General features: G+C 42.2%; 23 protein-coding genes. 2 read left to right on the top strand and 21 right to left on the bottom strand.

What is annotated here, in order from left to right; translation table 11 throughout:
• Nucleotides 1-149: 149 nt before the first annotated feature.
• Together SWH54_14295 and SWH54_14290 are read right to left on the bottom strand one after the other, a co-directional pair.
• Nucleotides 150-1,700 carry an XrtA system polysaccharide chain length determinant gene (locus tag SWH54_14295; protein MDY6792428.1) on the bottom strand — a complete coding sequence of 517 codons (1,551 nt, stop codon included), beginning with the start codon at nucleotides 1,698-1,700 and terminating at the stop codon, nucleotides 150-152.
• A gap of 16 nt (nucleotides 1,701-1,716) precedes the next feature.
• Nucleotides 1,717-2,706 carry a sigma 54-interacting transcriptional regulator gene (locus SWH54_14290; protein MDY6792427.1) on the bottom strand — a complete coding sequence of 330 codons (990 nt, stop codon included), beginning with the start codon at nucleotides 2,704-2,706 and terminating at the stop codon, nucleotides 1,717-1,719.
• A 1,233-nt stretch (nucleotides 2,707-3,939) separates the two neighbouring features.
• Between SWH54_14290 and SWH54_14285 the strand changes: the two genes are divergently transcribed.
• Nucleotides 3,940-4,323 (top strand): response regulator, encoded by a 384-nt coding sequence (locus SWH54_14285; GenBank protein ID MDY6792426.1) that lies wholly within the window; start codon nucleotides 3,940-3,942, stop codon nucleotides 4,321-4,323.
• A 3-nt stretch (nucleotides 4,324-4,326) separates the two neighbouring features.
• Nucleotides 4,327-5,376 carry a sigma-54 dependent transcriptional regulator gene (locus SWH54_14280; protein ID MDY6792425.1) on the top strand — a complete coding sequence of 350 codons (1,050 nt, stop codon included), beginning with the start codon at nucleotides 4,327-4,329 and terminating at the stop codon, nucleotides 5,374-5,376.
• Nucleotides 5,377-5,945: 569 nt separating this feature from the next.
• Here SWH54_14280 and SWH54_14275 read toward each other — a convergent pair.
• The 19 genes from SWH54_14275 to SWH54_14185 form a co-directional block, all read right to left on the bottom strand.
• Entirely contained in the window at nucleotides 5,946-6,167 is a 222-nt protein-coding gene (locus tag SWH54_14275; GenBank protein ID MDY6792424.1) for a PEP-CTERM sorting domain-containing protein, read from the bottom strand.
• Nucleotides 6,168-6,679: 512 nt separating this feature from the next.
• Complete coding sequence (locus SWH54_14270) at nucleotides 6,680-7,444, bottom strand: type III pantothenate kinase (GenBank protein ID MDY6792423.1); 765 nt, start codon at nucleotides 7,442-7,444, stop codon at nucleotides 6,680-6,682.
• Between the two features lie 207 nt (nucleotides 7,445-7,651).
• A complete protein-coding gene (locus SWH54_14265) occupies nucleotides 7,652-8,590 on the bottom strand; it encodes a CdaR family protein (protein MDY6792422.1) in 939 nt (312 codons plus the stop codon).
• Between the two features lie 107 nt (nucleotides 8,591-8,697).
• Complete coding sequence (gene folP / locus SWH54_14260) at nucleotides 8,698-9,564, bottom strand: dihydropteroate synthase (protein ID MDY6792421.1); 867 nt, start codon at nucleotides 9,562-9,564, stop codon at nucleotides 8,698-8,700.
• Between the two features lie 14 nt (nucleotides 9,565-9,578).
• Nucleotides 9,579-11,438 (bottom strand): ATP-dependent zinc metalloprotease FtsH, encoded by a 1,860-nt coding sequence (gene ftsH / locus SWH54_14255; GenBank protein ID MDY6792420.1) that lies wholly within the window; start codon nucleotides 11,436-11,438, stop codon nucleotides 9,579-9,581.
• 139 nt (nucleotides 11,439-11,577) lie between these two features.
• Nucleotides 11,578-12,990, bottom strand: a complete 1,413-nt coding sequence (gene tilS, locus SWH54_14250; GenBank protein MDY6792419.1) for a tRNA lysidine(34) synthetase TilS — start codon at nucleotides 12,988-12,990, stop codon at nucleotides 11,578-11,580.
• 399 nt (nucleotides 12,991-13,389) lie between these two features.
• On the bottom strand, nucleotides 13,390-14,241 hold the full coding sequence (gene panB / locus SWH54_14245; protein ID MDY6792418.1) for a 3-methyl-2-oxobutanoate hydroxymethyltransferase: 852 nt from the start codon (nucleotides 14,239-14,241) through the stop codon (nucleotides 13,390-13,392).
• A gap of 376 nt (nucleotides 14,242-14,617) precedes the next feature.
• Nucleotides 14,618-15,532, bottom strand: a complete 915-nt coding sequence (locus SWH54_14240; GenBank protein MDY6792417.1) for a 2-dehydropantoate 2-reductase — start codon at nucleotides 15,530-15,532, stop codon at nucleotides 14,618-14,620.
• Nucleotides 15,533-15,547: 15 nt separating this feature from the next.
• Nucleotides 15,548-16,828 carry a TRAP transporter large permease gene (locus SWH54_14235; protein ID MDY6792416.1) on the bottom strand — a complete coding sequence of 427 codons (1,281 nt, stop codon included), beginning with the start codon at nucleotides 16,826-16,828 and terminating at the stop codon, nucleotides 15,548-15,550.
• Nucleotides 16,818-17,303 (bottom strand): TRAP transporter small permease, encoded by a 486-nt coding sequence (locus tag SWH54_14230; GenBank protein MDY6792415.1) that lies wholly within the window; start codon nucleotides 17,301-17,303, stop codon nucleotides 16,818-16,820. The genes SWH54_14235 and SWH54_14230 overlap by 11 nt, the downstream gene beginning before the upstream one ends.
• A 176-nt stretch (nucleotides 17,304-17,479) precedes the next feature.
• Complete coding sequence (locus tag SWH54_14225) at nucleotides 17,480-18,457, bottom strand: TRAP transporter substrate-binding protein (protein ID MDY6792414.1); 978 nt, start codon at nucleotides 18,455-18,457, stop codon at nucleotides 17,480-17,482.
• Between the two features lie 222 nt (nucleotides 18,458-18,679).
• The gene (gene ilvD / locus SWH54_14220; protein ID MDY6792413.1) at nucleotides 18,680-20,353 is read right to left on the bottom strand and encodes a dihydroxy-acid dehydratase; all 1,674 of its coding nucleotides are present in this window, start codon (nucleotides 20,351-20,353) and stop codon (nucleotides 18,680-18,682) included.
• Nucleotides 20,354-20,507: 154 nt separating this feature from the next.
• On the bottom strand, nucleotides 20,508-21,566 hold the full coding sequence (locus tag SWH54_14215) for a type II CAAX endopeptidase family protein (protein ID MDY6792412.1): 1,059 nt from the start codon (nucleotides 21,564-21,566) through the stop codon (nucleotides 20,508-20,510).
• Between the two features lie 48 nt (nucleotides 21,567-21,614).
• Nucleotides 21,615-22,763 (bottom strand): CaiB/BaiF CoA-transferase family protein, encoded by a 1,149-nt coding sequence (locus SWH54_14210; protein MDY6792411.1) that lies wholly within the window; start codon nucleotides 22,761-22,763, stop codon nucleotides 21,615-21,617.
• Nucleotides 22,764-22,954: 191 nt separating this feature from the next.
• The gene (locus SWH54_14205) at nucleotides 22,955-23,767 is read right to left on the bottom strand and encodes a nitrilase-related carbon-nitrogen hydrolase (GenBank protein MDY6792410.1); all 813 of its coding nucleotides are present in this window, start codon (nucleotides 23,765-23,767) and stop codon (nucleotides 22,955-22,957) included.
• Between the two features lie 165 nt (nucleotides 23,768-23,932).
• Nucleotides 23,933-24,388 carry an AsnC family transcriptional regulator gene (locus tag SWH54_14200; protein MDY6792409.1) on the bottom strand — a complete coding sequence of 152 codons (456 nt, stop codon included), beginning with the start codon at nucleotides 24,386-24,388 and terminating at the stop codon, nucleotides 23,933-23,935.
• Nucleotides 24,388-24,789, bottom strand: a complete 402-nt coding sequence (locus SWH54_14195) for a secondary thiamine-phosphate synthase enzyme YjbQ (GenBank protein ID MDY6792408.1) — start codon at nucleotides 24,787-24,789, stop codon at nucleotides 24,388-24,390. Before SWH54_14195 ends, SWH54_14200 begins: the two co-directional genes overlap by 1 nt.
• Before the next feature lie 78 nt (nucleotides 24,790-24,867).
• The gene (locus SWH54_14190; GenBank protein ID MDY6792407.1) at nucleotides 24,868-25,185 is read right to left on the bottom strand and encodes a TusE/DsrC/DsvC family sulfur relay protein; all 318 of its coding nucleotides are present in this window, start codon (nucleotides 25,183-25,185) and stop codon (nucleotides 24,868-24,870) included.
• A gap of 127 nt (nucleotides 25,186-25,312) precedes the next feature.
• Complete coding sequence (locus SWH54_14185) at nucleotides 25,313-26,158, bottom strand: FAD/NAD(P)-binding protein (protein MDY6792406.1); 846 nt, start codon at nucleotides 26,156-26,158, stop codon at nucleotides 25,313-25,315.
• Nucleotides 26,159-26,193 lie beyond the last annotated feature (35 nt).

The raw sequence follows: 26,193 nt of genomic DNA, 5'->3' as shown, positions 1-26,193 counted from the left end.
TTGGATTTTGGTCACAGAATCAGCGCTGTTACCTTTAATCCAAAAGGAGCATTTTTTAAATACTCAGCATAGCTTTTGCCATTCTCCCCAGCTTAGCTGGGGGTTTAGCTCTGTAATTAAATGTAAATGCTACAAATATTTTCAGCTGATTATGTAATGTTTTTAAGGCTCTCCAGGTCAAAGCCTGATAGTGAAACAAAAGTAAATCCGGCCAGCAATGCAATGGTTACAATAATAAAAAAAATACTTAGTACCTGATTGAGTCTTTTCATTCTTACATCTCTGGGATGAAGTATTGCTGGAACAGTTGCAAGAACGGGAAGGTCAAGGTGCGATTCAATATCATCCGGGGTTTTGAATGAAGAATCGAGATACTCCAGCAGAAAAACCAGGCCACCACCTATACCTAAACCGGCTGCGATAAAAAGAATAAACAATTTTTTCAGATCAGGTTCGCTCGGTCTTTCCGCTTTCCTGGCGGGGTCTATTATTCGGAACTGTTCACCTTTTTGCTTGCTTTCCATGTTAACCGACATCTCGGCTTCGAGCTTACGGGCTAATAAAGAATTGTATGTTTCGTTTATATTATCATAATCCCTTTTTAAAGATAAAAGCTCCTGTTCCATTTTCGGAGTATTCTCAACCCGTTTTTCAATAGCCTGTATTTGGTTAGTAGTTTCTAAAATATCCTCTTCCAGGGTCTTTATTTCCCTTTTTATCTCTTCGTACTGTCTTCTGTCAGAAGCACTGAGGCGCGACAATCCTGTGGGCGATTCTGCGCCGTTTTTTCCGGCTGCCTCAAGGTCTGCCAGAGTCTTTGTAAGCCTTATAACATCAGGATGCTTATCAGTATATCTTAATTTAAGACTGGTAAGCTGTTCTTTTATTTGTTCGGGATCTGAAGAATCTCCGATTCCCGGTTGAACTGTATGTTCTGAAGTCTGGGTTTCAGTTATACTTGGTATCTGGTTTTCCAACATAGCAAGTCTGTTCTTTGCATCCCTAAGACTTTCTTGCTTCTCACCGAGCTGCGCCTGTAACCTGTCAAGTATCCTTAAATTGGTTTCAAGCTGTTCAGGAAGACTCCCCATGTTTCGTTCGCGGTAATTCTTTATTGTTTTTTCAAGTTCCTCAAGTCTGTTTCTCATAGTACTCAGCTGATTCTGAAGAAAGACATTGGTCCCCATTACCCGGTCCTGCCTGAATTTAAGATTTTCCTGTATAAAATAATTGGCAAGAGCGTTGGTTACATTTTTAACCGCTTCGGGGTCCCTTCCTTTGAAGGAAATCGAAAAAGCATCCGCAGAAGTCCTGCGGCGTTCTCTTATAAGATCAATTGAAATTCGGTCACGGATCGCCTCAACTTTGTCTTCTATAAAAATCTGGTCATGTTCCGGCTTGGGAAACAGGTTGAATTCTTTTATTATCTTTTCAAGATTTGTACGACTTTTTATTTGCTGGGATATGGTATTTATTCTGGAATCAAGATCAGCAGAAACAAGAGACCGGACAAATTCTTCAGGCACTTTCTGAGATTGTATTAGAATTAAGGTGCTTGAAGTGTAAATCTTAGGCAGAACAAATACGGCACATATCCCTGCAATCATTAATAAGCAAAACGGTATGATAATGTACCAGCGGCGTCTTAAAACTATCTCGATGATCTCTTTAGGTTTAATTGTTTCTGTGGGATTTCGCATTTTCTTATAGTCCTTTTTAGGTAAGATTGTATGCCTTTATTTTGTTCAACAGTGACTTGTAACTGATATGCAGCATCATTGCTGCCTTTTTTCTGTTCCAGTTTGTCTTCTCAAGGGCCTGTTTCAAAAGTTTCTGTTCTGCCTGCGCAATAATTTCCCTGCAAATATCCTTTAAGGGTAAATCGCCTGAACTCTTTTTATGTTTTTTTATATCTGTTAACTCATTAAAATTATGTGTATATTCATTTTTCCTGTCTTTCCATTTATGTTGAAAAATTAAGTGATCTTCATTACCGAGTGCCACTGCACCTTTTACCAGGTTCTCTAGTTCCAAAATATTACCCGGCCAATGATAATTGAAAAATTCACTTTTTGTTTTTTGCGACAACTTGAAATGTTTTTTGCCTAATTCTGCACAGTATTTATCAGTAAAAAAATCAGCTATAAATGGTATATCCTCCAACCTGTATCTCAGTGGCGGTATTATTATGCTGACCGCATTTAGTCTGTAATAAAGTTTTTGCAGAAAAGCTCCTTTCCGAACTAATGACTCAAGATCAGTACTGGTAGAGGCAATTACTCGGACGTCAACTTTTTCTTCTGTTTTAGCCATGGTTTTTGACATAAGGTTTTCTTTCAGAATCATAAGTTCAGCCTGATACGCAGGCGGCAACTGTCCAATCTCATTGAAAAAGAGAGTTCCTGTGTCTGCAACTGAAAAAATTCCCTTTTTACGCTGCTTTAAATCTTTAATCGCCTTTACATTTCTCCCGAGAAGTTCAATTTCAGACATTTGGTTTGATAATGCAGAACAGTTTACTTTTATAAACGGATTTTTCGCTCTGGCGGACTTGTGCTGTATAACTTTTGCAATAAGTTCTTTGCCCGTCCCTTTTTCACCTTTTAGAAGAACCGTTTCGCTGGAACGGCTAAGTTCCGGAATCATCTCTCTTATTTTAACTATTTCCGGATTGTTCCCGACTATCGTTGGGCACTTGTTTAACATTTTTTTCTCTAATCTTATTAGAAGAGGATAAATTGCTTGTTGACACTTGTTTGTTGTCGGTTGTTTGTAGTCAGTTGCATGAACAGCTCATAGGGAAAAAAGAGTTTTTCATCATTCAACCCTTATTGCAATGGACTGTAAGCCTATCCATGGCTATATACATAACATAGCGTATTCCATATAGGTTTCTTTAACCGCCCGGCTTGTCCCGCGCTAAGCGGGGCTTCGCTCAAGACGCTGAGTTCGCAAAGTAAGAAATTTATTTCTTTGCCGTTGATCCACCAAAATTACCGGCGGACAGGAAGGACGGCAAAGAAAAATCAATCAGCATTTATATTGTTACAACTACATGTTTTTATATCTAATTTTTTCTCATAGAGATGAATTCCTTATAGCTTTCCGCCCTTTTATCCAGCTTCAGATAGCGGGGCTCAGCGGAAAACAATAAAAAAAGATTCTTTGCGTACTTTGAGACTCTTCGGTGAAAAAAAGCATGATACGTAATCTTCTTTTAAAATTATTTACTAAGGCATTTAATTTTTAAAGTACGGCAAGCTTAAGGTGCGAATTGCAAAAGCAAGTCCTATGCCAAAATGCAGAATATTATCAATTAACCCGATTTTTAAACAAATATGATCAATACTATTCGAAAAGTGTTGCTATTTATTGATAAAATAATGCTTTCAATATAGATAATTTTTTGTTAAAATTAAATTGATTTGTCATTTGTTGATTTGATTAGTAAAATAATGAGAAAATATTTTCCTATAATGTGAATATTATTTCATTAATATTGTGTAAAGTTATGCCAACTCATTTCAAATAATATACTTGCTAATTTCATGTAAATACTTTATAAAATTTAGAGAGCACATTAACTACTATGCTCATGGTTTCCTGTTGAAACCTGAATTCAGAGGTTGATACCACCATGGTATTCACCAAATGTGAACATTATACATCCCAAAACGCTCTATAATCTAATTTAACTGCAACCTATCGGTTTATCATATTCAATAGCCATTTTAATAAGGCAAATGACGAAAGACTAGAATTCAATGTAATTGGAAATAGCATACTCTGTCTGTGGAAGCAAAGCGGGCTTGTCAGCCGATATTATAGCGTAAATCTACCATATCGGGGTCCAATTGAATTTATTTTTATTCCATCGGGTAGAATCCCAAGGAGTTATTCCTCCGGGGTTGCAAACAATAACCCAATAAGAGGCTAAAAATGGATAAACCATACAAATTGCTCATTATTGACGACAACGAAGAAACCCTAACCATGCTTCATGCGTTTTTCAGTAAGAAAAATTATGAGGTTGTCTCTTCACTTAACGGCCTTGACGGACTTAAACTGTTCGAATCTGATAAAAAAGGGTTTGATCTGGTAATAACTGATCTTGTAATGCCCAATATCAGCGGGGTTGCTGTTATCTCTATTATAAAGAAAAAAAATCCCGATACGCCGGTCATCGCAATTACAGGATGGGGTGAACATCCCGAATCACTGGCTTCAGAAGCAAATGCCGACCTGATACTGTCAAAGCCATTACAGCTTGATGAACTGGAAGGTTTCGTTCTTGATTTACTTTCAAGAAAAAATAGGGCTTGATATATGAATAACAATTTGCAAAAAATTTCTCCCTTAATCGGTGTAAGCGCTAATTTAGTTAAAACAAAAGAGCTTATAAATCACGTTGCCGACACAGGTTTGAATATAATTATTTGCGGAGAAAGTGGTGTCGGCAAAGAGGTGGTTGCACAAAACCTTTACCAGAAGTCACCCAGGAAAGGAAAGCCCTTTGTTAAAATCAACTGCGCTGCACTACCGGACGGGCTGCTTGAAAGTGAACTTTTCGGTTTTGAACAGGGAGCTTTTACCGGAGCTGAACGCAGAAGACGCGGAAAATTCGAAATGGCTCATGGAGGAGTTTTACTATTGGATGAAATCGGCGATATGTCCATTTCTCTTCAAGCAAAACTTCTCCATGTTCTTCAAAGTGGGGAATTTTCCCGCTTGGGCTCTGAAAAAGATTTAAAAACAGATACTTGGATATTAGCCGCCACCAACCATGAACTTGAGAAAGACATTAAAAATGAAAAGTTCAGGGAAGACCTGTACTTTCGGCTGAACATTATAAAAATCTATATTTCCCCTCTTCGCGAAAGACCGGAAGATATCCCGGTTCTGATAGATCATTTTTTAAGAAAATACTCGCCTCGATTTAAAAATACTGAGGTAAAGCCCGATTACAGCTTAATCGAAAAGCTGAAAAAATACCATTGGCCTGGAAATGTTAGAGAACTTCAGAATGTGCTGAAACGAATTCTGGTGATGGGCAATTGGGAAGAAATTGTTAGTGAACTTACACACAGCAGCTATGCCACAGACGATTTGGCAGTTGCAGAGACATCTTCAAAAGAGCATTCAATTGTCTCTGATATACTCAATTCTGCAGTCGGTTCTCCACCTGATCTTGACTCATTTTCCCTTAAAGAAATAAAGAAAAGGACTCTTGACAAGGTTGAAAAAGAGGCGATCTCTTATGTTTTGGGCAGGACAGATTGGAATCGAAGCAAAGCCGCCAAAATTTTGAAAATAAGTTATAAGACGCTATTATATAAGATCAGTGATCTTAATATCGAACGTCCTCCAAAATTCTGATGACGGCGCAGAAAGTCTCATCTACTGCGTTGTAGCGTTTTTTCAGAAACTCGACATACTATTTGTATAGTCTCGTCCCTGAAAAACCACTACGCCTTGTATATAAGCCTTTCTACGACGTCATCCGGCGATTAAAGGCTTTTTACGCGTTCATCAAAATTCTAAATCTTGCGCTTTTCCTTTAATTTTCCTGATCTATTAATAATCGTTATGAGAAATCACTTTATAATGCCAAAATTAAAGAGCTCTGGATTCCGAAGTATTAGAACAAGCCGGGAGTGTCGAATGTTCAGGTATTCATTTTGTATTCCGGAAAGAAGAAGTAGCAATCGATGGAAAGCAAGAGAACGCCGTAAATTTGATTATACATATCATATCGCGGAAAAAAGAGGCGTTGGGCGGCGGGCAGTCGGAAATCGTAGGCAATTTCAATATTCTCTCCATATTCCGGAAAGAAGAAATAACACAGATCGTCGTGGTAGCTAGGACAGGAAAACTTTACAAAAATAAAAACCGCTCGGGTGTTTCTCCGAACGGCTTTTTTGTTATGCATTTTAATAATGTTTTTATTACTTTTTAAATAGTTTCTTTCTTCCGAAACCAGCTATACCAATCAGACCTATGCCAAGCAGAAACATTGTGGCAGGTTCGGGAATGGAGACGTTAGAATCTTTATAAAAAGTGCTAATTAGATTGGGGGGAGGTAATGAAAAAACGTTTCCGGTGAAAACAAAATTTATTAAAACGATTGCTAAAATTGAAACAAGCAAAACAATTAAAACTTTCTTCATGCAATCTCTCCTCTTGCAAAAATCAAATTTCAAAATATTAAACACTTTTGGAATAGATATCAGCAAGAGATATGCCAGTTAGATCAAGCACTGGTATTATTTTTTTGACTAATTTGCCCGTTTAAATTTTATTTATAATTTTAATCAGTTATGCTATTATAGCTTAATGCCTATTAAGATGATACCTTTTATCGTTGATAAGTGTTACACAAATCCAGCTTCATTATTATGTAAATAATTTCACAATTGCCTAAAAAGTATGTAAAATATTTCATATTTCCCACAGACAAAGCAATAATGGAACCCAATGGCATCCAATTTTTTACATATAAAAATGATTTCGAGAAAACCAGTTTCCTTGCTCTTTGGCTTCATTTTTTTGCTAATCCAGCTATCTTTCGGCAAACATGAAAATTGAAGGTTGATTAATCTCAATAATCTGATTTTTTAATATGGTTGTGATGAAGGTAACTGACTATCTTAAGGAAATGTGAATAAAGAGGTCTTGAATTTCAAAGGTGGTTGCTGATAATTTTAAGCCCGTCAAGAGTCAAAGCCGGTTCAACTGCTTCGATTGTCTCAGAGACTTTATGGATGAGTTCTGCCAGACCTCCAGTGGCAATTATTCGGGGGTCTGTTCCCATCTCCGCTTTCATTCGTTTTACCATCCCATCCACCAGGCCTGCATATCCGTAAATAATACCAGCTTTTATACTACCGGCTGTATCCTTTCCGATTACACTTTCAGGAGGAACAAATATTTCAACCCTGGGAAGTTTGGATGCTTTCCTAAACAGCGCTTCTGAAGCAATCATGATACCAGGGCTTATGGCTCCGCCAAGATATTCTCCTTTTTCAGAAATAGCATCAAAGGTTGTGGCTGTTCCAAAATCTATCACAATTAAGCTACAATGGTATTTATCAAATGCGGCCACTGCATTAACAATCCTGTCTGCTCCAACATCTTCAGGATTGTAGTAAGGAATTGGCATGCCGGTATAGGATGCAGCATCAACCCAGTGCGGTGAATATCCCAAATATTTAACGCAAAAATGATTCAGGATGGTTACCATGGGCGGTACAACGCTGGAAATAATGGTCCGGTCGATTTCCTTTGGCCGAATCCCGCTGCCGGCAAAAAGACCGGTAATAAGGAGATTAAATTCATCTTCTGTGGTATTTCTTTCGGTTCGAATTCTCCAATCCATTATCAGGTGGTTGCCATCGTAAACACCGATTACCGTGTTTGTATTTCCAATGTCTATAACAAGAAGCATAGCTGGTATCCCTTCATTATTGGTGACTACTTACGTAGTCAGGCTAAAGGTGTTTAGACTGAAGACTGAAGCGGGCAGAAGAGCCATATTGCCGTATTTCGGCTGAAACAGCTGTTTTTTGCACCAAACATGCTTGCAGAACGAGTTATATTTCCTCTTTTTCCTAACAGTCTTCAGCCTTCTGCCTATCCACCTGAACAATTACCATTATTGACCAATTTTCACTGTAAATATTTCGGGCTCTACACCGGCCAGGGTGGTTTTTACCGGCAGAGTAATGGCCGCACGTCTGACGTAAATGCCCGGTTTCAATCCTTTAAGATCAACATACACCTTAATTTCTTTTTTAACCTTAAGTTTTTCGAGTATATTTACAGGCCCTTTTATTTCAATATTTATTGATAGAGGTGTAATACTATATGGGTATTTTGTATTTTTTCCCTCTACAGAAATGTTGCTGATTTTTTTTATGGCAAATTTTTCTTTTAAAAATATTTCGGCATGAAGTACTCCGCTAGGGAAAACGATATCAATCATTTCGGGAAGATCAAGGGTGATTTCTTTTTTGAAGGATTTTACAGCTCCGTTGATATCAACGGATTTGGTTAAAACCTTTTCTAGAGGGTGAAGGAACTTTTTAGGCCCACGCAAGATTAACGAAGATGGTTCTGCCAAGGCATCAGAAACAAAGAAGTTCGCAGCAGGTTCACCGGTATAGGAAACTTCAACAGGAACTTTTTTGTATATTTCAATATCTGCGACCACCTCAATGAAAGCTGGATTGACGTTTATAACCGAAAATTTCTTGGGAAAGCCAACACTTTTAAGATTTAGCGGAATGGAATGAATTCCTCCGGACACATTGGATAAATCGGCTGTATATCTCAGCTTCAGCTTACCAATATTTTTAATTGCAGATTTGGGCCCACGAACTCGAACTTCAATATTTTTTGGCGAAAAACCGGTTATGGTCAATCCTGCAGGGATTTTATCAACACCCACAGGAAGTAATAGGTCGGTTTCATCAAAAGAAGAGGGCCGTAAAAAATAGCCGCCTACGCCGATGACAAGGCAAACAATGAGCCACTTTATTTTTTTTTGGCGAAAAATATTAATAATCTCTGGCCTGGTATTTTTGTCCGGCATCAACGTAAGCGTCGACTAACGTTAAAATTAGAAGATAAAAGTATCCGATCAGGCTTTGCCTTCGGGTTACGCCGTGAGAAGAGACGAAGACAGGTACGTCTATCCCTTTATACATGTTTGATGGCATCAGCTATTTTTACTGTTGCACGGGTATTTGCCACATCGTGTACCCTCACGATGTGAGCACCATTAAAAATTGCCGCCGCAATGCTAGCCTGGGTGCCTGTTTCCACCACCGGCAAATCCGGGCTGATATCCTGAGCTGTTTCATCTTTGATTATTTTTCTGATAAATGCTTTCCTTGAAGATCCAATTAAGACAGGAACGCCTAAAGATAAAAATTCGTGCAAATTCTTTAACAAAATAAGGTTATGTTCAACTGTTTTTCCAAAACCGATTCCGGGATCGATGATTATTTTAGTCTTTGGAATTTCACTTTTTTCAGCCCTGTTAATGGCATCGGCAAGAAATGATTTAACTTCCTTAATAAGGTCATCATACTCAGGAAAGTTCTGCATGGTTTTCGGAGTTCCCAGCATATGCATCAGTATAACCGGCACCCCGTGCTCCGAGACAACAGAAGCCATATCTGGGTCGAGCCGAAGTGCCCCGATATCATTAATCATGGAAGCCCCTGCTTCAAGAGCTCTTTTTGCTACTGTTGCTTTGGTTGTATCGATGGAAATGGGAACCGACACACGTTTTGCAAGTTCTTTAATGACAGGAATAACCCGCCTGATTTCCTCTTGGGCAGATACGGAATCTGAAAAGGGGCGTGTCGATTCTCCCCCGATGTCAATGATATCCGCACCGTCTTCAACCATTTTTTCGCCATGGGCCACCGCATCATCGCAGTTGAAGAAAATCCCTCCATCAGAAAAAGAATCAGGCGTCACATTGACAATTCCCATAATCAACGTTCGTTTACCGATTTCAAGATGGTGGGAATTCCAGGAAAGGTCGAATATGTTCATAACTTAAAATATCTTTAAATGGAAGGTTGTTCGGAGTCTTGGTTTTCAGCCTGGTCTTCAGATCTTTTTGAAGGAAGCTGTATTCCCGGTCGCATGGAAAAAATAAGTTCGTCCAGCTCCTTTCCCTGAACCGTCTCTTTCTCAAGCAAAAGTTCGGCCAGTTTGTGAAGGATATCCAGGTTTTCTTCTAAAACCTTTTTGGCATGGCGGTAAGTGGATTCGATCAGGCTGTTGATCTCATCATCAATCTTTCGGGCTGTTTCATCAGAGTAATCCCTGTGCTGAGCGATCTCTCGCCCCAGGAAAATTTGCTCCTCATTTTTTGCATAGGAAAGTGGGCCCAGCTTTTCACTCATTCCCCAGCTTCGTATCATCCTTTGGGCAAGATCCGTTGCCTGCTTGATATCGTTGGCTGCTCCGGTACTGATACGCTTAAATACAATCTCTTCAGCCACGCGCCCGCCAAAGGCAACCGACAGTTCACTTTCTAGCTGGTCCTTATATTTAAAATCCCTTTCTTCGGGCAAAAACCAGGTAATGCCTGCCGCACGACCCCTGGGAATGATGGTGATCTTATTAACCGCATCTGTTTCCGGCAAAAATCGGGCAACCAGTGCGTGACCACCCTCGTGGTATGCCGTCACCTTCCTGTCTTCTTCTTTGATGACTTTCGACTTTCGTTCCAGGCCCATATAAACTTTGTCTTTGGCATCTTCAAAGTCTGCCATGTCAATCTTTTCCTTATTCCTTTTGGCACCCAGAAGAGCGGCTTCATTGACCAGATTTTCAAGGTCGGCTCCTGAAAAACCCGGGGTTCCTTTTGCCAGAACAACCTGGTCAACATCAGGGGCAATGGGGGTTTTTTTCATATGAACTTTGAGGATGAGTTCCCGGCCCTTTATATCCGGCAGGGAAACAACCACCTGGCGGTCAAATCGCCCCGGGCGTAAAAGGGCAGGGTCAAGCACATCGGGTCGGTTTGTCGCAGATATCAGGATAACGCCTTCATTGGATTCAAATCCGTCCATTTCAACCAGAAGCTGGTTTAAGGTCTGTTCTCTCTCGTCATGGCCTCCGCCAAGCCCGGCACCCCGATGTCTTCCCACCGCATCAATTTCATCAATAAAGATAATACAGGGCGCATTTTTTTTACCCTGTACAAAAAGATCCCTGACACGGGAGGCACCCACTCCGACAAACATTTCTACGAAATCAGAGCCGCTGATACTGAAAAACGGAACATCCGCTTCCCCTGCAATGGCACGGGCCAACAAGGTTTTACCGGTTCCCGGAGGCCCCATCAGCAGCACACCTTTTGGAATCCGTCCGCCAAGACGCGTGAACTTCTTGGGTTCTTTCAAAAATTCAACAATTTCACCCAACTCTTCTTTTGCTTCATCTATTCCGGCCACATCTTCGAATGTCACCTTCTCCATTTGGTCTGAAAGCAAACGGGCACGGCTTTTCCCAAAAGAAAGGGCTTTGCCGCCTCCGGCCTGCATTTGCCGCATGAAAAATATCCATACACCGATGAGTACGATCATGGGAAACCATGACACAAGAACGGACATATACCATGGCGATTCTGCAGGGGGTTTGGCTTGAATCGTCACGCCTTTTTCCCTGAGAATTTTAATCAGATCAGGATCCTGAGGGGCAAATACCTTAAAACGATTCCGGTTGCTATCCGTTACGATGAGCTCCTGTCCCTGTAGAATCACTTCTGCCACACGTTCATTTTCCACCATGGAAAGAAATTCGGTGTAACTGATATTGGTTTCTGAAAGGTGCTGTTGATTGAAAAGATTATACAGCATAATCATCATCAGTGTGATGACCAGCCATAAAGATAGATTTTTATAAAACGGGTTCAAAAGATGTTCCCTCCTATTTGACTGTATCCGCCATAATATCACTACCAAGCGATACTTTTCGCAGTCTACTTATTTTCTCCCGCCATTGGCGGGACGTCAATCACAATTTCCAGTCTATAAATGTAATCATCATTGTCAATTAGGCAAGTGAAAGCTGAACTTTAAGCACGTTTCCGCTGGATTGGGTCACTTTACCCAAATTACCCTGCCTGTGGCCGACTACCCAGATAATTTTATCTGCGCTAACAAGAACAGGGCAGTTGGCTCGCTTGCCTCTGGAAATTTTGTTATTGATAAAAAACTTTTTAAGCTTTTGTGAGCCGGTCATCCCCAAAGGGGTAAAACGATCATCCGGACGAACATTTCTCACCACCAAGGGAAAAGTCAGACTGTGCATATCAAAAAAAGCCACCTGTTGTCCAGCATTTTGGATGTCTGCCATATTGCTGGCGCTGATGATACGGAAGCTTAAACGATACCCTGTTTCCTTAATACACAAAGATTCCGGTTTTAGACCTGGCTTATGAATGGTGTACTCGAAAATAGGTCTTTCCATATTTTCAGGGTGGGTGTTAATTCTTGAACGCCTTTTTTTACCTGACCAAATATAAAGGGTGTCCTCTTTTCTGGTGACCGTGATGGTATCTGGAAGATCGAGACTTCCAAAAGCAGGACCTCTTTCTAAAAGTTTGATAACAGAGGCAATATGGAAAAAGGTAATGCGCCTTAAATCCCCTTTTATGCTTTCAACCGCTCTGCGTATGATTCGCCTCTGGGCAGCCTTATGGATTCGAACCATTTTGGGGATTGAAAGGGCGATCTCTTTTTCTTTTGAATATAAAATAATATCTTCATACAAAGGAGCAATCATCTCCTCAATCCATTCTTCATCAGATCTGACAATCGATGAAAGGCGATTCACCGTTTCAATGATTCTGGGGTTGTATGATTCTTTTAATAAGGGGATTAATTCGCCGCGAACCTTGTTTCGAAGAAATTTTGTATCTTCATTTGATATGTCGGTCACATATTCCAGCTTTTTGGCAGTCAGGTAATCCATAATTTCATACCTGGTTAATCCTAATAAAGGACGGACTATTTTGCCATATTGACGCAAATCATCCCTTACCGGTGGTATGCCGGAAATACCGGATGGCCCGCTGCCTCTGAAAAGATACATAAGCACCAGCTCCGCATTATCATTGGCATGGTGACCCAGAGCGATTTTATGGTACTTATTTTCTCCGGCAATTTGATACAAAAAATCGTATCGAACCCTCCTGGCAGCCTCTTCCAGCGAAAGCTTGTGATTTTTTTTATAGCTTAAGACATCTTTTTTTTTAATATAAAAGGGCAATTCGAGCTTTCCGGCAAGGGATTTCACAAACTCGGCATCCCGGTCTGAATCAATGCCGCGAATGCCATGATTTAGGTGAGCAATACCCAGGGTGAGAGAAAGTCCTGAAGCGATTTTAAGAAGAAGGTGAAGAAGAGCCACGGAATCGGGCCCACCTGAAACACCGACAAGGACGGAATCCTTTGTCTCAAACATTCTGTGAGCTTTAATTGTTTGTTCTACAATTCGGAGTATTTTGTTTTCGATAGGATTATTACCGTCACTCTTGGGTGAAGAAGGCATGAATAGCTATTTCTTGTAGGCGGTTACGACTTGAAATTAGAAAGTAGAAATTGGGAATTTGACCTCCCGAATTTCTACTTTCTAATTTCAAGATTCATGTTTGAAGCTGTGAACGACTAATAAATAATTTAATAGTGGCAACTGCACAAGTCAATATAAAATGCTAAAGGTTGATGAATTCATAAAAAGTAAGAGATGGATGGCGTCGTAAAAAGGCTCATATACAAGGCGTAACGGTTTTTCAGGGACGAGACTATACAAGTAGTATGTCGAGTTCCTGAAAAACCGTTACAACGCAGTAGATGAGTCTTTTTACGACGTCATCAATTTTTTAAGTTGCTCCAAGGCGTTATCAGACATTTTGAAAGAATGTTCAGGACCGGGAAATGATGCTTCAACAACTTCATCTTTGTAAGCTTTGATGGCATTGATAATAGTCGGCCTTATTTTAGTATACTGCTTGACGAATTTAGGCACGAATTTGTTAAATAACCCGATCATATCATGGGTGACCAGTACCTGACCATCCACATCAACACCTGCGCCGATCCCGATGACAGGCACGCTGACCGATTTTGCCACCAGTTTTCCCAGTGGAGCGGGAACAGCTTCCAAGATCATGGAAAATACGCTGGCATCTTCCAGTGCTTTGGCATCGTCGATAATTCGCATGGCTGCCCTGGCGTCTTTTCCCTGCATCTTAAACCCTCCTAGAGCGCTGGCTGTCTGAGGAGTCAAGCCGATGTGTCCTTGAACCGGTATGCCGGCTTTTACAATTGCTTCGACAGTCGAAGCAAAGTCAACCCCTCCCTCCAGTTTAACCACATCGCAACCGCCCTCTTTCATCAGGCGACCGGCGTTTATGATCGCATCTCGAATAGAAGTGTTATAGCTCATAAACGGCATATCCCCCACTACCAGCGGTCGCTTACAACCGCGAACAACTGCCCGGATATGATGAATCATGTGGTCCATAGTCACTTCAACAGTGCCTTCCAGTCCCATGACTACCATACCCAGGGAATCGCCAATCAGGACGATATCGACGCCGGCCTCATCCGCCATCAACCCGAAAGGATAGTCATATGCAGTTACCATAACCAGCTTGCGCCCGTCTTTCTTCGCCTGTTTCACATCAAGAACGGTTACTTTTTTATCGCTCATAGGTGATTCTCCTTAAATTGTTTTTCTGTTTTCATTTTATTTTACACATGGCTAACAGGATATAAATGAGGTTATTCTCTATATAGGTTGATGTAAAGGGTTCAAGGATTCAGGGCTTCAAGGGGTCAAGCGCTTTTCTTTGTTCGATATTATGAGTGCATTTCCGTCTAACTATGGCGGGCCAACTTCCCCTTAAATGCGGAATCAGGTCATATTTTCTTCATTTGGAAATCTTTTTGTTATTTTATAAATTTCTAAACATAATTGATAAGACTTTTGTCAAATTTATAATCCTTAATCGTTTCCCTCGAACCCATGACCCCTTTAATCCTTGTACCCTTATGATCCTAACAACTCTTTTGTTGATGACCCACAACTATTCATAATGTGCTTGCATCGTTTCTATCAAGGCGGTTAAGGTTCGATTCACCGGCACATGAATACCATGTTTTTGAGCTTCCCTTACTACCGCTCCGTTAATGACACTGATTTCGGTTTGGCGTTTATTATCAACATCCTGTCCCATGGATGAACGGTTGACCCCGGTAGCTTCGGCCACCCGGAAAACATGCTCAACTGTGTTATCCGCCACCTTGACACCCTGTGACCTAGCGACTTCCATTGCTTCTTCCACAGCAACGCGGGATAGATCTTTGGTAGCGGTAAGGTCAAGAATCATACCGTTTTTAATTCCGGTTAAGGCGGTAATCGCATTAATGCCCACATTGACCAGCAGTTTTTCCCAAATCACCTTTCGCACATCATCCACCGTTTCGGTGGCAATACCTGCTTTGTTGAATACATCGACGATTTTCCCAATACCTGCTTTTTCGCTGTCAGACCATATACCGACTAAGGTCTGTCCGGTTCCTGCATGACGGATATTCCCCGGCCCAAGCATAGTGGCCCCGTGGGATGTGGTCCCTGCGATGATTCGCTCAGGATCAATCACTTGGGCTATTATGTCCGCATTACCCATTCCATTCTGAAGTGTCAATACAAAGCCCTTATTTTGCAGGATTTCGCAGGCTATCATGGCAGCCACATCAGTATGGGTCGATTTGACAAAAATAATAACAAGGTCTGCCTTTCCGATCTGTTTTTTATCCGTGGTTGCATCTATCTTAACCGTGCGGACTTTCCCGTCACGTTCAATTCCAAGACCTTTTTCATTAACGGCTTTAACATGTTCTTCCCATATATCATATAGCCGGACATTTTCACCCGACTCAGCCAGAAGTGCTCCGAAAAGACTCCCCATGGCTCCTGCACCGACGACCACAATTTTCACAATTTTACTCCTTTACTATTTTGTCATTAACTTCGCCATCCACATGGTCAGGGGTGAATAAAAGGTAATGATTAGAAGATCAATCACTAAAATTCCCAGAAATGGTAAAATCCGTTTACTGATGGCTGAAAGGCTATCTCCTGAAATTGAACAAGACACGATTAGGCAAATTCCCATTGGGGGTGTGAGCATTCCGATGGCAAGATTTGCCACCACAATGACTCCAAGTTGAATCATATCAATGCCAAGGGAAGGGAGCATCGACGTAATCATGGGTACAAGTAGAATCAATGAGGCGGTGGTTTCTACAAATGTACCGGCAATGAGAAGAACCATGTTAATCAGCAGCAACAAAACAATCGGGTTTTCAGTCAAAGTAAGCAATGTGCCTGCCAGCCGGGCAGGGATGTCTTCGATGGCTGCAATCCAGCTGAAAACAGACGCTGTGGCAATGATAAACATAACAATCGAAGATGTAATTGAACCGTCTTTGAATAAATGAACAAGATCCTTAATCTTGATCTTTCGATACACGAATACACCTACAATAAGCGCGTAGACCACGGCCACGGCAGCCGACTCTGTGGCAGTGAATATTCCAAAAAGGATACCGCCGAGAATGATAATCGGCGCGCCCATGGCAAGAAATGATCTTTTAAATGTGCGCCAGACTTCGTTTAGAGAAAAACCGGTTGTGGATACATAGCCTTTTTTCGCTGAAAGATAGGTTGCGACCCCGATGAGAGACAGCCCGATAAGAACACCGGGAAAAATACCGGCGGCAAAAAGTTGGCCGATGGAAGCCCCGGTTAAAAATCCAAAGATTATCATGGGGATTGAAGGGGGTATGATTACACCAATGGAGCCTCCGGATGCCTGAACCGCTGCAGCAAAATCGGATTCATAGCCTGATTTTTTCATTGCCGGAATCAGGATGGCACCCACAGCAGCGGCATCCGCAGCAGCGGAACCGGATATACCGGCGAAAAACATCGCGGAAACAATTGTCACTGCCGCCAACCCTCCCGGAAGCCATCCCACCAGTGCATTGGCAAAATCGATGATCCTGCGGCTGATCCCACCGGCTTCCATGAGAGTCCCGGTAAACATAAAAAGAGGAACAGCCAAAAGGTGAAAGGAGTCTGTTCCACTGAACATTCGCTGTACCACCATCATCATGGTAAAGTCTCCCTGGACAAATATTGCCAGAATCGAAGCCACGCCGATGGCAATTGCAATCGGCGTGTTAATTGCAAAAAGAAAAATCAGGGAGAGGATGAGGATTTCAGTTGTCACGACTGCCTCTTTTAAACTCATTGAGCAAAAATGTGAGGCCGTGAAGAAGAAAAACAAGACCACTCATTGGAATAATGCTAAATATCATCCATTTGGGCAGCTGAAGGGCCGGTGATATCTGCAACCGGACAAAATAGGCAAATTGACATCCGTAAAAGATCATGACGCAAAATAAAACGATTGAAACAAGATGAATCAATACGGTGGATGCTTTCCGGATTGAAGGAGACATCTTCGCATACAGGAAATCAACCCCCGGATTGGCCTGCCGATAATATGCCACCGAAGCCCCGAAAAAAGTAAGCCATACCAGAATAAAACGTGCAAGTTCTTCGGACCAGAATAAGGATTGATTCAACACATACCGGAAAAAAACCTGGACAGCCACAATGATGGCCATGGTAAAGCCAAGACCGAAAAGAAAATATTCGATCCAATGATTCAGTGAGCGACTTAATCGTTCAAGGGTGTGCATAAAATCCTCGCCTTTAGGAAAAAAGTGTCGTTTTATAATACTATCTGGTTATAAAAGTAAAGAGGCAGTGGGAAAGGCAGAAGGCACAGAGGCACAAAGGCAGAAGGAGGAAAAAATAAATGATCTTAGCATCCGGTCCTTCCCTTCTGCCTTTGTGCCTTCTGCCTTTTTTTTCGCTACTTCGTGGCCTCAAGCATTTTTATAAGCATGGTCTTCACTTTGGGATCGCCGTACAAATCCATATCCTTCAGATTGGCCACCTTGTCACGAAATGCAGCTATATCCGGATTTTCAATGACCTGCATTCCCTTTTCTTTTAAAAACTTCAGCCGTGCGGCATCTTTATCCCGGTTTTGCTTTCGCTGAAATACCGCTGCTTCATGCATTGCTTTTTGAACCATATCCCGGGTTTTTGAATCGAGAGTTTGCCACCATTTAAGAGAAGCAACATCAATATGATACGAATAGACATGGCGGGATAAGGTCATATATTTTTGTATTTCATAGAACTTATACACCTCCATTACCCATAGAGGATTTTCCTGGCCATCGATTACACCCTGCTCCAGTTCGGTATAAATCGGCCATGGCATGGGGGTCGGGTTTGCCCCAAGCGCCTTCCAGATGGCTTTATGAATTGCCGAGGCCATGACCCTGATTTTGAGTCCTTTGATATCTGCCGGACTTTTTACTTCATGTTTGTTATTGGTTAGGTTCCTGAAGCCGTTTTCCGAAAAACAAAGTCCTTTAAATCCTGAACTTTCAAGACTTTTCAATATTTCGGCCCCAAGTGGCCCATCCAGAATTTCATCGGCCTGTGCATTATCTTTAAAAAGAAATGGATAGTTAATCACCCTGGCAACGGGATCAAAGGTGTCAAATGGTCCACCGGTAATAATTGCCATCTGAACCGTGTTCATCTGAACCTGCTGGAGAATTTCAGTTTCATTTCCCAGGGATGCAGAGTGAAAGATCTGGACTTTGATTTTGCCTTTTGAACGCTGTTCGATCAGCTCTTTGAACTTTTCCGCCGCAATGTTCTGGGCACTACCAGGTTTGGTTACAACACCAAGCTTGATTTTCATTGCAGCCATTGCGGTGGTGGTAAAACAAATAAACGTACCTAACACCATCATTATTATTAATTTTTTCATGATACGGCCTCCATTAATTTTGATTTTAGACTATATAAAAACCATTGGTTTAAATTTCGCTTAGTATCCTTTCAGAAATGGTAGATTTCGAAGTCTGCGCTTATCTGGTTCAGAACAAGGCCGCAGCGTTTTTGCAACCGGAGGCGTAGTATAACTACGTCGAGGATTGCAAAAAAGCGAGAACGCGGTTCTGGGCCGAAAGATGCCATTTATGAAAGGAAACTACTTAGGAAAAACCGCTCCCTTATTCGCACTGGATACAATTTTAGCATACCTGGCCAAACAGCCGGTTTTTATCTTTGGTTCGAATTCAGACAATTCGGCCGTTCTGTGGCGAATTTCTTCATCTGAAATCTGGATATTTAGCTTTTTACCTGGAATGTCAATATGGATAATATCTCCATCCCGGACAATCGCAATCGGACCCTTTGCGGCAGCTTCAGGAGAAATGTGTCCTATAGAAGCCCCTCGGGTGGCACCGGAAAATCGACCGTCGGTAATTAGAGCTATCTTTCTATCCATCCCCATACCTGCGACCGCCGACGTGGCAGATAACATTTCCCTCATTCCCGGACCGCCCCGGGGGCCTTCATGACGGATCACAATGACTTCTCCTTTTTGTATTCGCTTTCTCATAATGGCAGATACAGCGTCTTCTTCATTGTCGAAAACACGTGCCGGGCCTGAATGCCGAAGCATTTCATCAGCCACAGCCACCTGTTTGACAATGGCTCCATCCGGTGCCAAATTCCCTGTTAAAACAGCCAGGCCTCCGGTTTCATGAACAGGATTCTCCACAGGACGAATGACTGACGAATCTTTTATGCCGGCTCGAATTTCATCCAGCATTTCTCCGATGGATTTACCATAAACCGTCATCTGCCGATCGTTAATCAGCTTGGCTTTTCGAAGTTCTGCTAAAATTGCCAGCACTCCTCCAGCATAAAACAGATCTTCTACATGATGTGGTCCGGAAGGGGCCAGGGTGGTCAGATGGGGAATTTTCTCTGTAAAACGATCAAAATCCTTCAAGGTGATGTTCACATCAGCATAATAAGCAATTGCAGGAATATGAAGGGTGGTGTTGGTTGAGCCTCCCAACGCCATATCCAGTGCAATGGCGTTATAAAAAGCCTCTTTGGTCATAATATCTTTCGGTTTGATATCCTTATTTACCAGTTCCACCGCTGTGACTCCGGTTTGTTTTGCCAGCAAAACCCTTTCAGAAAAAACAGACGGTACACTTCCGTTAAAAGGAAGTGACATGCCCAGCGCCTCGGATAAATGACTCATGGTGTTGGCTGTAAACATCCCTGAACAGGAACCGGAACCCGGACATGCTTTACATTCATATTCAAGCAGTTCATCTTCAGAAATACTTCCTATGGCAAAGCGTCCCACCGCCTCAAAAACCTTATCGAGTCCCGTATTTTTTCCTAAAACTCTGCCGGCAAGCATGGGCCCTCCGGAAACAAAAATGGAAGGAATATTTAATCTGGCAGCGGCGATGAGCATTCCCGGAATGATCTTATCGCACGAGGCGATTAGCACGAGGCCGTCAAAAGGGTGAGCCATTGCCATAATTTCCACGGAATCCGCAATCAATTCACGGCTGACAAGCGAATATTTCATTCCCTCATGATTCATGGCAATACCGTCACAAACACCTATGGTATTAAACACCATGGGTGTTCCTCCGGCAGAATAGATCCCTGCCTTTACAGATTCAACCAGCTTGTCCAGATGGATATGCCCGGGTATAATTTCATTAAACGAATTGGCAATTCCGATAATCGGCCTGTTAAGCTCCCGGTCCGAAAAACCGTCTGCTCTCAGCAAGGAGCGATGGGGTGCCCTTTCCGGCCCTTTGGTCATCAAATCACTTCGCTTTTTCATCCACACTCTCCTTTTTCCAAGCCCACATAATATCATTAAACTTTTTGCACAATATTAAACATGCGAAACTTTGTCAAGGCTTATTTTCCCATGGCCATAGTAACTCTTTTAGCTTGTTGATCGAAAGCATTATGCCTGAGATAGCTTGGTCGACCTATCGGGATTTGTCGGGTCTTTTCAACTTCCTCACTTTGTATTTTGGCTTCATATACCAGGAACATTGCGAGCCGGGAAAAGACAGGTTTTTTTTCCGGATGTACTCGGGATGAGTAAAAAAACCAATCACAAGTTCTTTGCGGGTTCGATATTGCATCTCGGTAAATATCCGTTTTTTTTCTGCTTCAGATTCATTTCGACCAAGAATGTCGCGATAACAGCCATGAATAAACCGCTCATTTGTTCCTCCTTGATTGTTAAAATATTCCTTTGAGCTGTATCGGCTTATAGCGGGCCATAAATTGTAATTGTCTAACCACCAAACAACACAGAGTTTAGGCAAAGCCCGGGCACCAACCCCAAGACCCAGATGCACATGGCTTACAATCGCAAACCGCAGGAAAGAAGCCAGGATGATATGTGAAAGCACGATCGGAATCAGGCGACCTCCGTATAAAAAAAGCCAGAACCAGACCGGCCCAGCTATGAAGGTACCTATCATAAGAAGCGGGTTTGGTGCGTGAAGAAGTGCGAATAATCCTGACCCGATCAAAGCAGACGCCCATTTGCTGTTTAATATCTCAAAACATAGCGGAAAAAAAACCAGTTGCAACCCAACCTGCTGTACAGTAACGGTAATTACCTTTTCAACTGCCCACGACGGTAGCCTGGATGGTGGTTTACCAAACGAGGCCCAGGTCAGCTCTGCTTCAAGCACCCCGGCCATATAAGCGCAAATAAGAATAAGGGCCACCTGTATCACTGTTGCTATCGCCACTACAGCAGAAATGCGCGGTAATGTCTGACGAGGTAACTGTGACAGATACGGTAATTTCCTGATGCGCAAAAAGATGCACGCCATCAGAACAACTAATCCTAAATATACCAGCGCACTGGTCAATTTAAACCCAAACGGTTTTAAAAACCACAGATCAACAAAGACCAGGCTGATAATAAGCAGTATGTCAATACATGCCCTTTTGCGTTGCCCGATACGCATAACACCCAGCCGACCAATGTGTTCAAGAGTATTAAATAGGTGAAATTTAGATAGCATACAGGTGTCTCTATAGCTGAAAACCCAAAGTGATTTTTGCGCGAGTTATTAGATGATCTTATTGTCAGCCAGTTTATTAATTTGTTTGGTTGAGTATCCAAGTTCCTTGAGTATCGCTTCTGTGTTTTCACCAAAGTCAACCGGCGGGGTATTGATTGACCCGGGAGTTTTGCTCAGTTTGACAGGAATGCCAATGGTTGGCGTTTTTTCCCCATCCTTGCCGGCAACTTCAACGATCATCTCCCGATCACGGAAAAGGGGGTCTTTCAAGACTTCTGCAAAATTTTGAATCGGTTCGCAGCAGGCATCAATGCCTGCCAATTCTTTCTTCCATTGGGCAAATGTCCTTTTTAAAAACGTCGTTTTCATAAATTCAATTAGCTCCTCACGTCGATTCTCATCATATTGAAGGGGTATGTATTCTGGCACTTCAAGGAACTCACAAAGTTTTTTCCAGAAACGGTGTTCAAGGCTGCCCACGGAAATATATCTTCCATCAGCGGTCTCATAGGTGTTATAGCAGGCGTATCTATGGGATAGCATTGAATCACCCCGTTGGGGAAATTGCCCTGTCATCTGTTTCAAAAAAAAGGCGGTAGGCATAAACCCAACCAGTCCGTCAGTCATTGATATATCGATATACTGGCCCTTTCCGGTTCTTTCCCGCGCAAACAAGGCCATAAGGATTCCGATGGCTGCGTTCATCCCCCCTCCTGCAACATCCGCCACCTGGATCCCGGGGATGTGGGGTGGGCGATTTGCCTGGCCGATAAGATCAAGAACACCGGATACGCTCAGGTAATTCACATCGTGGCCTGCCCGCTTACGATATGGCCCGGTCTGACCGTACCCTGAAATAGAGCAGTAGATTATTTTTGGATTCACCTTACAAACGGTGTCATAGTCAACCCCGAGGCTTTGCACCACACCTGGTCGAAAACCTTCAAGAATGACGTCTGCATCGTTAGCCAGACGAAATAATATTTCTTTCCCTTCTTCGGGTTTTAGATTTAAAGTCATATGTTCCTTGTTTCTGTATATCTGGCCAAAAAAAAGCCCGTCGTCCATAAACCGTTTATCCTCTATGGCGATGACCCTTGCACCATGGTCTGCCAGAATCATGGAACAGTATGGACCCGGCAAAAGGCGTGACAGGTCCAGAACTTTTATTCCTGATAATGCCCCTTTTTTAGTCATATCTATTTCCTTTTTAGATTGGTTGACGAAGGAAGATTGTACCGGTTCACACCCATTTGAAGTAAAAAGGTTGCACAATCCGAGTCCTGTAAGCGTTCACAGGTTCTACAGATGTGTGTGATCATGGCGATCAGTTATCATCTACTATGCCGGTTGTCATGATCACGCGCAGATAAGGTGCCTATGAACGCTTACGGAAGATTAAACAGATCGGATCTCCTGTTCGGCAAAAAATATCTCATCTTATGGTTTCTTACTGTTGCTAAATCACCGCCTTTCAGGTCAATGATCATCATATTTTCTCTTCCGTTAACATCTTTATCAATCACATTTCCTGATGGACCAATGGCCATAGCAATGCCCGGGAAACTGAGCCCCTTGTTATTTTCACCGGTCTGGTTACACGCCACCACAAACAGGCCGTTATCATAAGCGCGGGCAGTCAGGTGTCGCATCCAGGAACTGAATTTTTCTTCGGGTGTTCCCCGCGGGGATGCGTGAGGGAAAAAAATAATATCCGCACCCTTTAAGGCCATTCGGGTGGAAAGCTCGGGGAAATGGGAATCGTAGCAAAGCTGTATTCCAAATTTGACACCAAGGGCCTCAAACAGCGGAATATTTTTTCCGACCGAAAGAATTCTCCGTTCCGGCGGTGCAATGTGCAATTTCCTGTAAACCCCTGAAATACCCTGAGGGGTTATCACCAGATGACAAGCAAAAATTCGTCCCTGGTTATCTTTTTCTGCAAGGCCTGCCAGGATAATCATACTTTCTTTTTTCGCCAGGTCTACAAGCGCATTTGTGACGGAACCCGGGACAAATTGAGCTGAATCAACTATTTTTTTTCGGGTGCTGTAACCGGTAATATTCATTTCTGGAAAACAGATAATAGCGGCGCGTTTCTTTTTGGCCTCCTTTACCCGCCTGGTCATAGCGACAAGATTTTGTCTGATTTGCCCTACAGGTGAATTGGAGATCACCGCTGCAATACGAATGTTTTTCATTTTTTAGTATTGATATGTTGCCCGTGGCATGTAGTCAGTTGATTATAAAGCGTTTACTTCGGTAAAAAGTAAATTTACTTAACAACAGGAGACCCCCCTTTTTCTTGCAACGTGCAATGGACGACCCACGACTGACCTATCAAACATCTGTTTTATAGATAGATATTACAGGTCAAACTGCGCCTTAATTTTAAACACTTTCGTTGCAGGCAGATTGATAATATCATTGATTCCGGTTTCAAGCCGTATTTTGTCCAGGTTATCGTATATTTCATCCATGGAAGGTGCAATAAAGGTAAACCAGATATTAAATTCATTATTGCGCTGATAATTGTGAGTCACGCCGGGATATCGATTGACAGTTTCGGCAAATAAGTCTATTTTGTTTTCAGGAACCCTGGCTGCACACAGGGTGCTTATAAAACCCAGTTTTTCCGGAACAAAATTACCGCCTATTCTTCGAATAATGCCTTCTTTTTTTAAACGATTCAACCGCTGCAAAACATCATCTTCCGTAAGACCGAGATCTTTGGCAATTGCCAGATAGGGACGCGACGTCAGGGGGAAATCAGACTGGATGGAGTTAAGTATGGCTCTGTTGATATCATCTATCAGGGGCATTAAATAAACTCCCCTTTGAGCAGCCGCATATGGACTTTTCTGGTTCGAGGACCATCAAATTCACAAAAAAATATGCCCTGCCATGTGCCAAGTACAAGGCTACCGTTTTCAATGGCAATTACTTCCGAAGCACCCACCAGGGTCGATTTTATATGCGCCGGTGAATTTCCTTCAAGGTGGCCATAATCGGCTTTCCAGGGAACAACCTTATTTAAAACCATCATAATATCCGAGGCGACCGAAGGATCTGCACTTTCATTGATGGTAATTGCCGCAGTGGTATGCGGCACATACAACATTAACAAACCTTGAGAAACACCGGAAGATCCGACTGATTTCTTTATTTCAGATGTAATATCAATAAATTGTGTCCTCATCTTTGATTTCACTGAAAGAGTCATTTTCCCCCCGAACAAAAAAAGCCCTGCTTTTGGGGCAGGGCTTTTTTTAAACTGATAAACCTGATCACTGCTTTTGAATTAAACGCATCCAGTCGGTTTCGGAAGACCGGCCATCTTACATGCTCCCTTACCCGGTCCTGACGGGAAAAGTTCATAGATGTGTTTCAGTTTGAAACCGGTCACCTTGGAAAGGATCCGAACCATGGGGGCAATTCCGTTTTTCTCATAATACTCACGAAGAACCTTAATCACTTTTTCATGTTCTTCATTCAGCTCTTCAATACCTTCTTCTTGTTTTACCCATTGGACCCATTCATCACACCAATTTTCGTAAGAATCGATGAATCCGTCTTCATCCACAGTAAATGTTTTTCCTCCAAATTCAACTTCTGGCATTTAATCGTCCTCCTTTAATATAGTCATTATTTTTGGCTCGCTGCCTTTAATCTTCCCTATAGGTTTAAGCTTGTCCTTTTATAATACTGGTTTTGCATTGTCAATATTAAAAACATAAAAAATTGATCTAATATTCCCCTGGCGTTTGGTTCAATTCGTCCAGAGTAAAAACAGGACCATCCTTGCATACAAGTTCTTTTCCAATATTACATCTGCCACACATACCAATACCGCATTTCATCCGATTTTCCAGTGACATGATGATGTGGTCGTGTGCATAACCAAGTTTTTCCAGAACAGGCAAAGTAAATTTAATCATAATCGGAGGCCCGCAGACGATAGCGTATGTATTTGTATCACCTTGGGGTGCCTTTTGTTCGGTAATAGTCGGTACAAACCCGATATTATATTTCCATTTAGGATCATCGGTCCCGTCAACAGTAATATGCATGTGAATGTCGTCTCGTGCTTCCCAGTCAGCAAGTTCATCTTGGTAAAGAAGCATGCCGGGAGTTCGGGCACCGTATATCACATGAATATCATTAAATTTCTTACGGTTATCAGGATGAAGCATGTAAACAATCGATGAGCGAAGCGTTGTAAATGCAAAGCCCCCGCCGATAATAACCACATTTTTTCCCGCCAAGGCATCCCAGGGATACCAGTTTCCCAGTGGACCGCGTATGCCCATGATGTCACCAATTTTCATGGAATGGAGATACGATGTCACCTTTCCGGTTTTAAACACAGTAAACATGACAAATCCCTTTTCCACTGGTGAGGATGCGATCCCTATGGGTATTTCACCCATTCCGGCAACAGAAAGTTCAGCAAATTGCCCGGCATTATAGGAAAATTTATTTTCGTCTTCAGGGTCTGTAAAAATAAACTTAAAGGTTTTAAGACTCTTATCCTCGGTTGCGATCTTAATATCATCAATGCGAACAGGATAGGGTAAATATGGATTTTGCAAGGCTTCCCTCCGTTTTTTTAATCTATACCTTTGCC

It is taken from the genome of Thermodesulfobacteriota bacterium (assembly GCA_034189135.1).
Lineage (GTDB): Bacteria > Desulfobacterota > Desulfobacteria > Desulfobacterales > JAUWMJ01 > JAUWMJ01.
This window is presented reverse-complemented; position numbering and strand designations above follow the sequence as displayed.

Bases quoted from the DNA above. Each gene is read 5' to 3' on its own strand.
- folP (MDY6792421.1), bottom strand. From the start codon at position 9,564: ATGAACATATTCGACCTTTCCTGGAATTCCCACCATCTTGAAATCGGT.
- SWH54_14290 (MDY6792427.1), bottom strand. From the start codon at position 2,706: ATGTTAAACAAGTGCCCAACGATAGTCGGGAACAATCCGGAAATAGTT.
- SWH54_14295 (MDY6792428.1), bottom strand. From the start codon at position 1,700: ATGCGAAATCCCACAGAAACAATTAAACCTAAAGAGATCATCGAGATA.
- panB (MDY6792418.1), bottom strand. From the start codon at position 14,241: ATGAGCGATAAAAAAGTAACCGTTCTTGATGTGAAACAGGCGAAGAAA.
- SWH54_14270 (MDY6792423.1), bottom strand. From the start codon at position 7,444: ATGCTTCTTGTTATAGACATTGGAAATACAAACACGGTAATCGGTGTT.
- SWH54_14190 (MDY6792407.1), bottom strand. From the start codon at position 25,185: ATGCCAGAAGTTGAATTTGGAGGAAAAACATTTACTGTGGATGAAGAC.
- ilvD (MDY6792413.1), bottom strand. From the start codon at position 20,353: ATGAAAAAGCGAAGTGATTTGATGACCAAAGGGCCGGAAAGGGCACCC.
- SWH54_14280 (MDY6792425.1), top strand. From the start codon at position 4,327: ATGAATAACAATTTGCAAAAAATTTCTCCCTTAATCGGTGTAAGCGCT.
- SWH54_14205 (MDY6792410.1), bottom strand. From the start codon at position 23,767: ATGAAAAACATTCGTATTGCAGCGGTGATCTCCAATTCACCTGTAGGG.
- SWH54_14200 (MDY6792409.1), bottom strand. From the start codon at position 24,388: ATGCCCCTGATAGATGATATCAACAGAGCCATACTTAACTCCATCCAG.
- tilS (MDY6792419.1), bottom strand. From the start codon at position 12,990: ATGTTTGAGACAAAGGATTCCGTCCTTGTCGGTGTTTCAGGTGGGCCC.
- SWH54_14265 (MDY6792422.1), bottom strand. From the start codon at position 8,590: ATGCCGGACAAAAATACCAGGCCAGAGATTATTAATATTTTTCGCCAA.
- SWH54_14225 (MDY6792414.1), bottom strand. From the start codon at position 18,457: ATGAAAAAATTAATAATAATGATGGTGTTAGGTACGTTTATTTGTTTT.
- SWH54_14215 (MDY6792412.1), bottom strand. From the start codon at position 21,566: ATGCTATCTAAATTTCACCTATTTAATACTCTTGAACACATTGGTCGG.
- SWH54_14210 (MDY6792411.1), bottom strand. From the start codon at position 22,763: ATGACTAAAAAAGGGGCATTATCAGGAATAAAAGTTCTGGACCTGTCA.
- SWH54_14285 (MDY6792426.1), top strand. From the start codon at position 3,940: ATGGATAAACCATACAAATTGCTCATTATTGACGACAACGAAGAAACC.
- SWH54_14195 (MDY6792408.1), bottom strand. From the start codon at position 24,789: ATGACTCTTTCAGTGAAATCAAAGATGAGGACACAATTTATTGATATT.
- SWH54_14275 (MDY6792424.1), bottom strand. From the start codon at position 6,167: ATGAAGAAAGTTTTAATTGTTTTGCTTGTTTCAATTTTAGCAATCGTT.
- SWH54_14230 (MDY6792415.1), bottom strand. From the start codon at position 17,303: ATGCACACCCTTGAACGATTAAGTCGCTCACTGAATCATTGGATCGAA.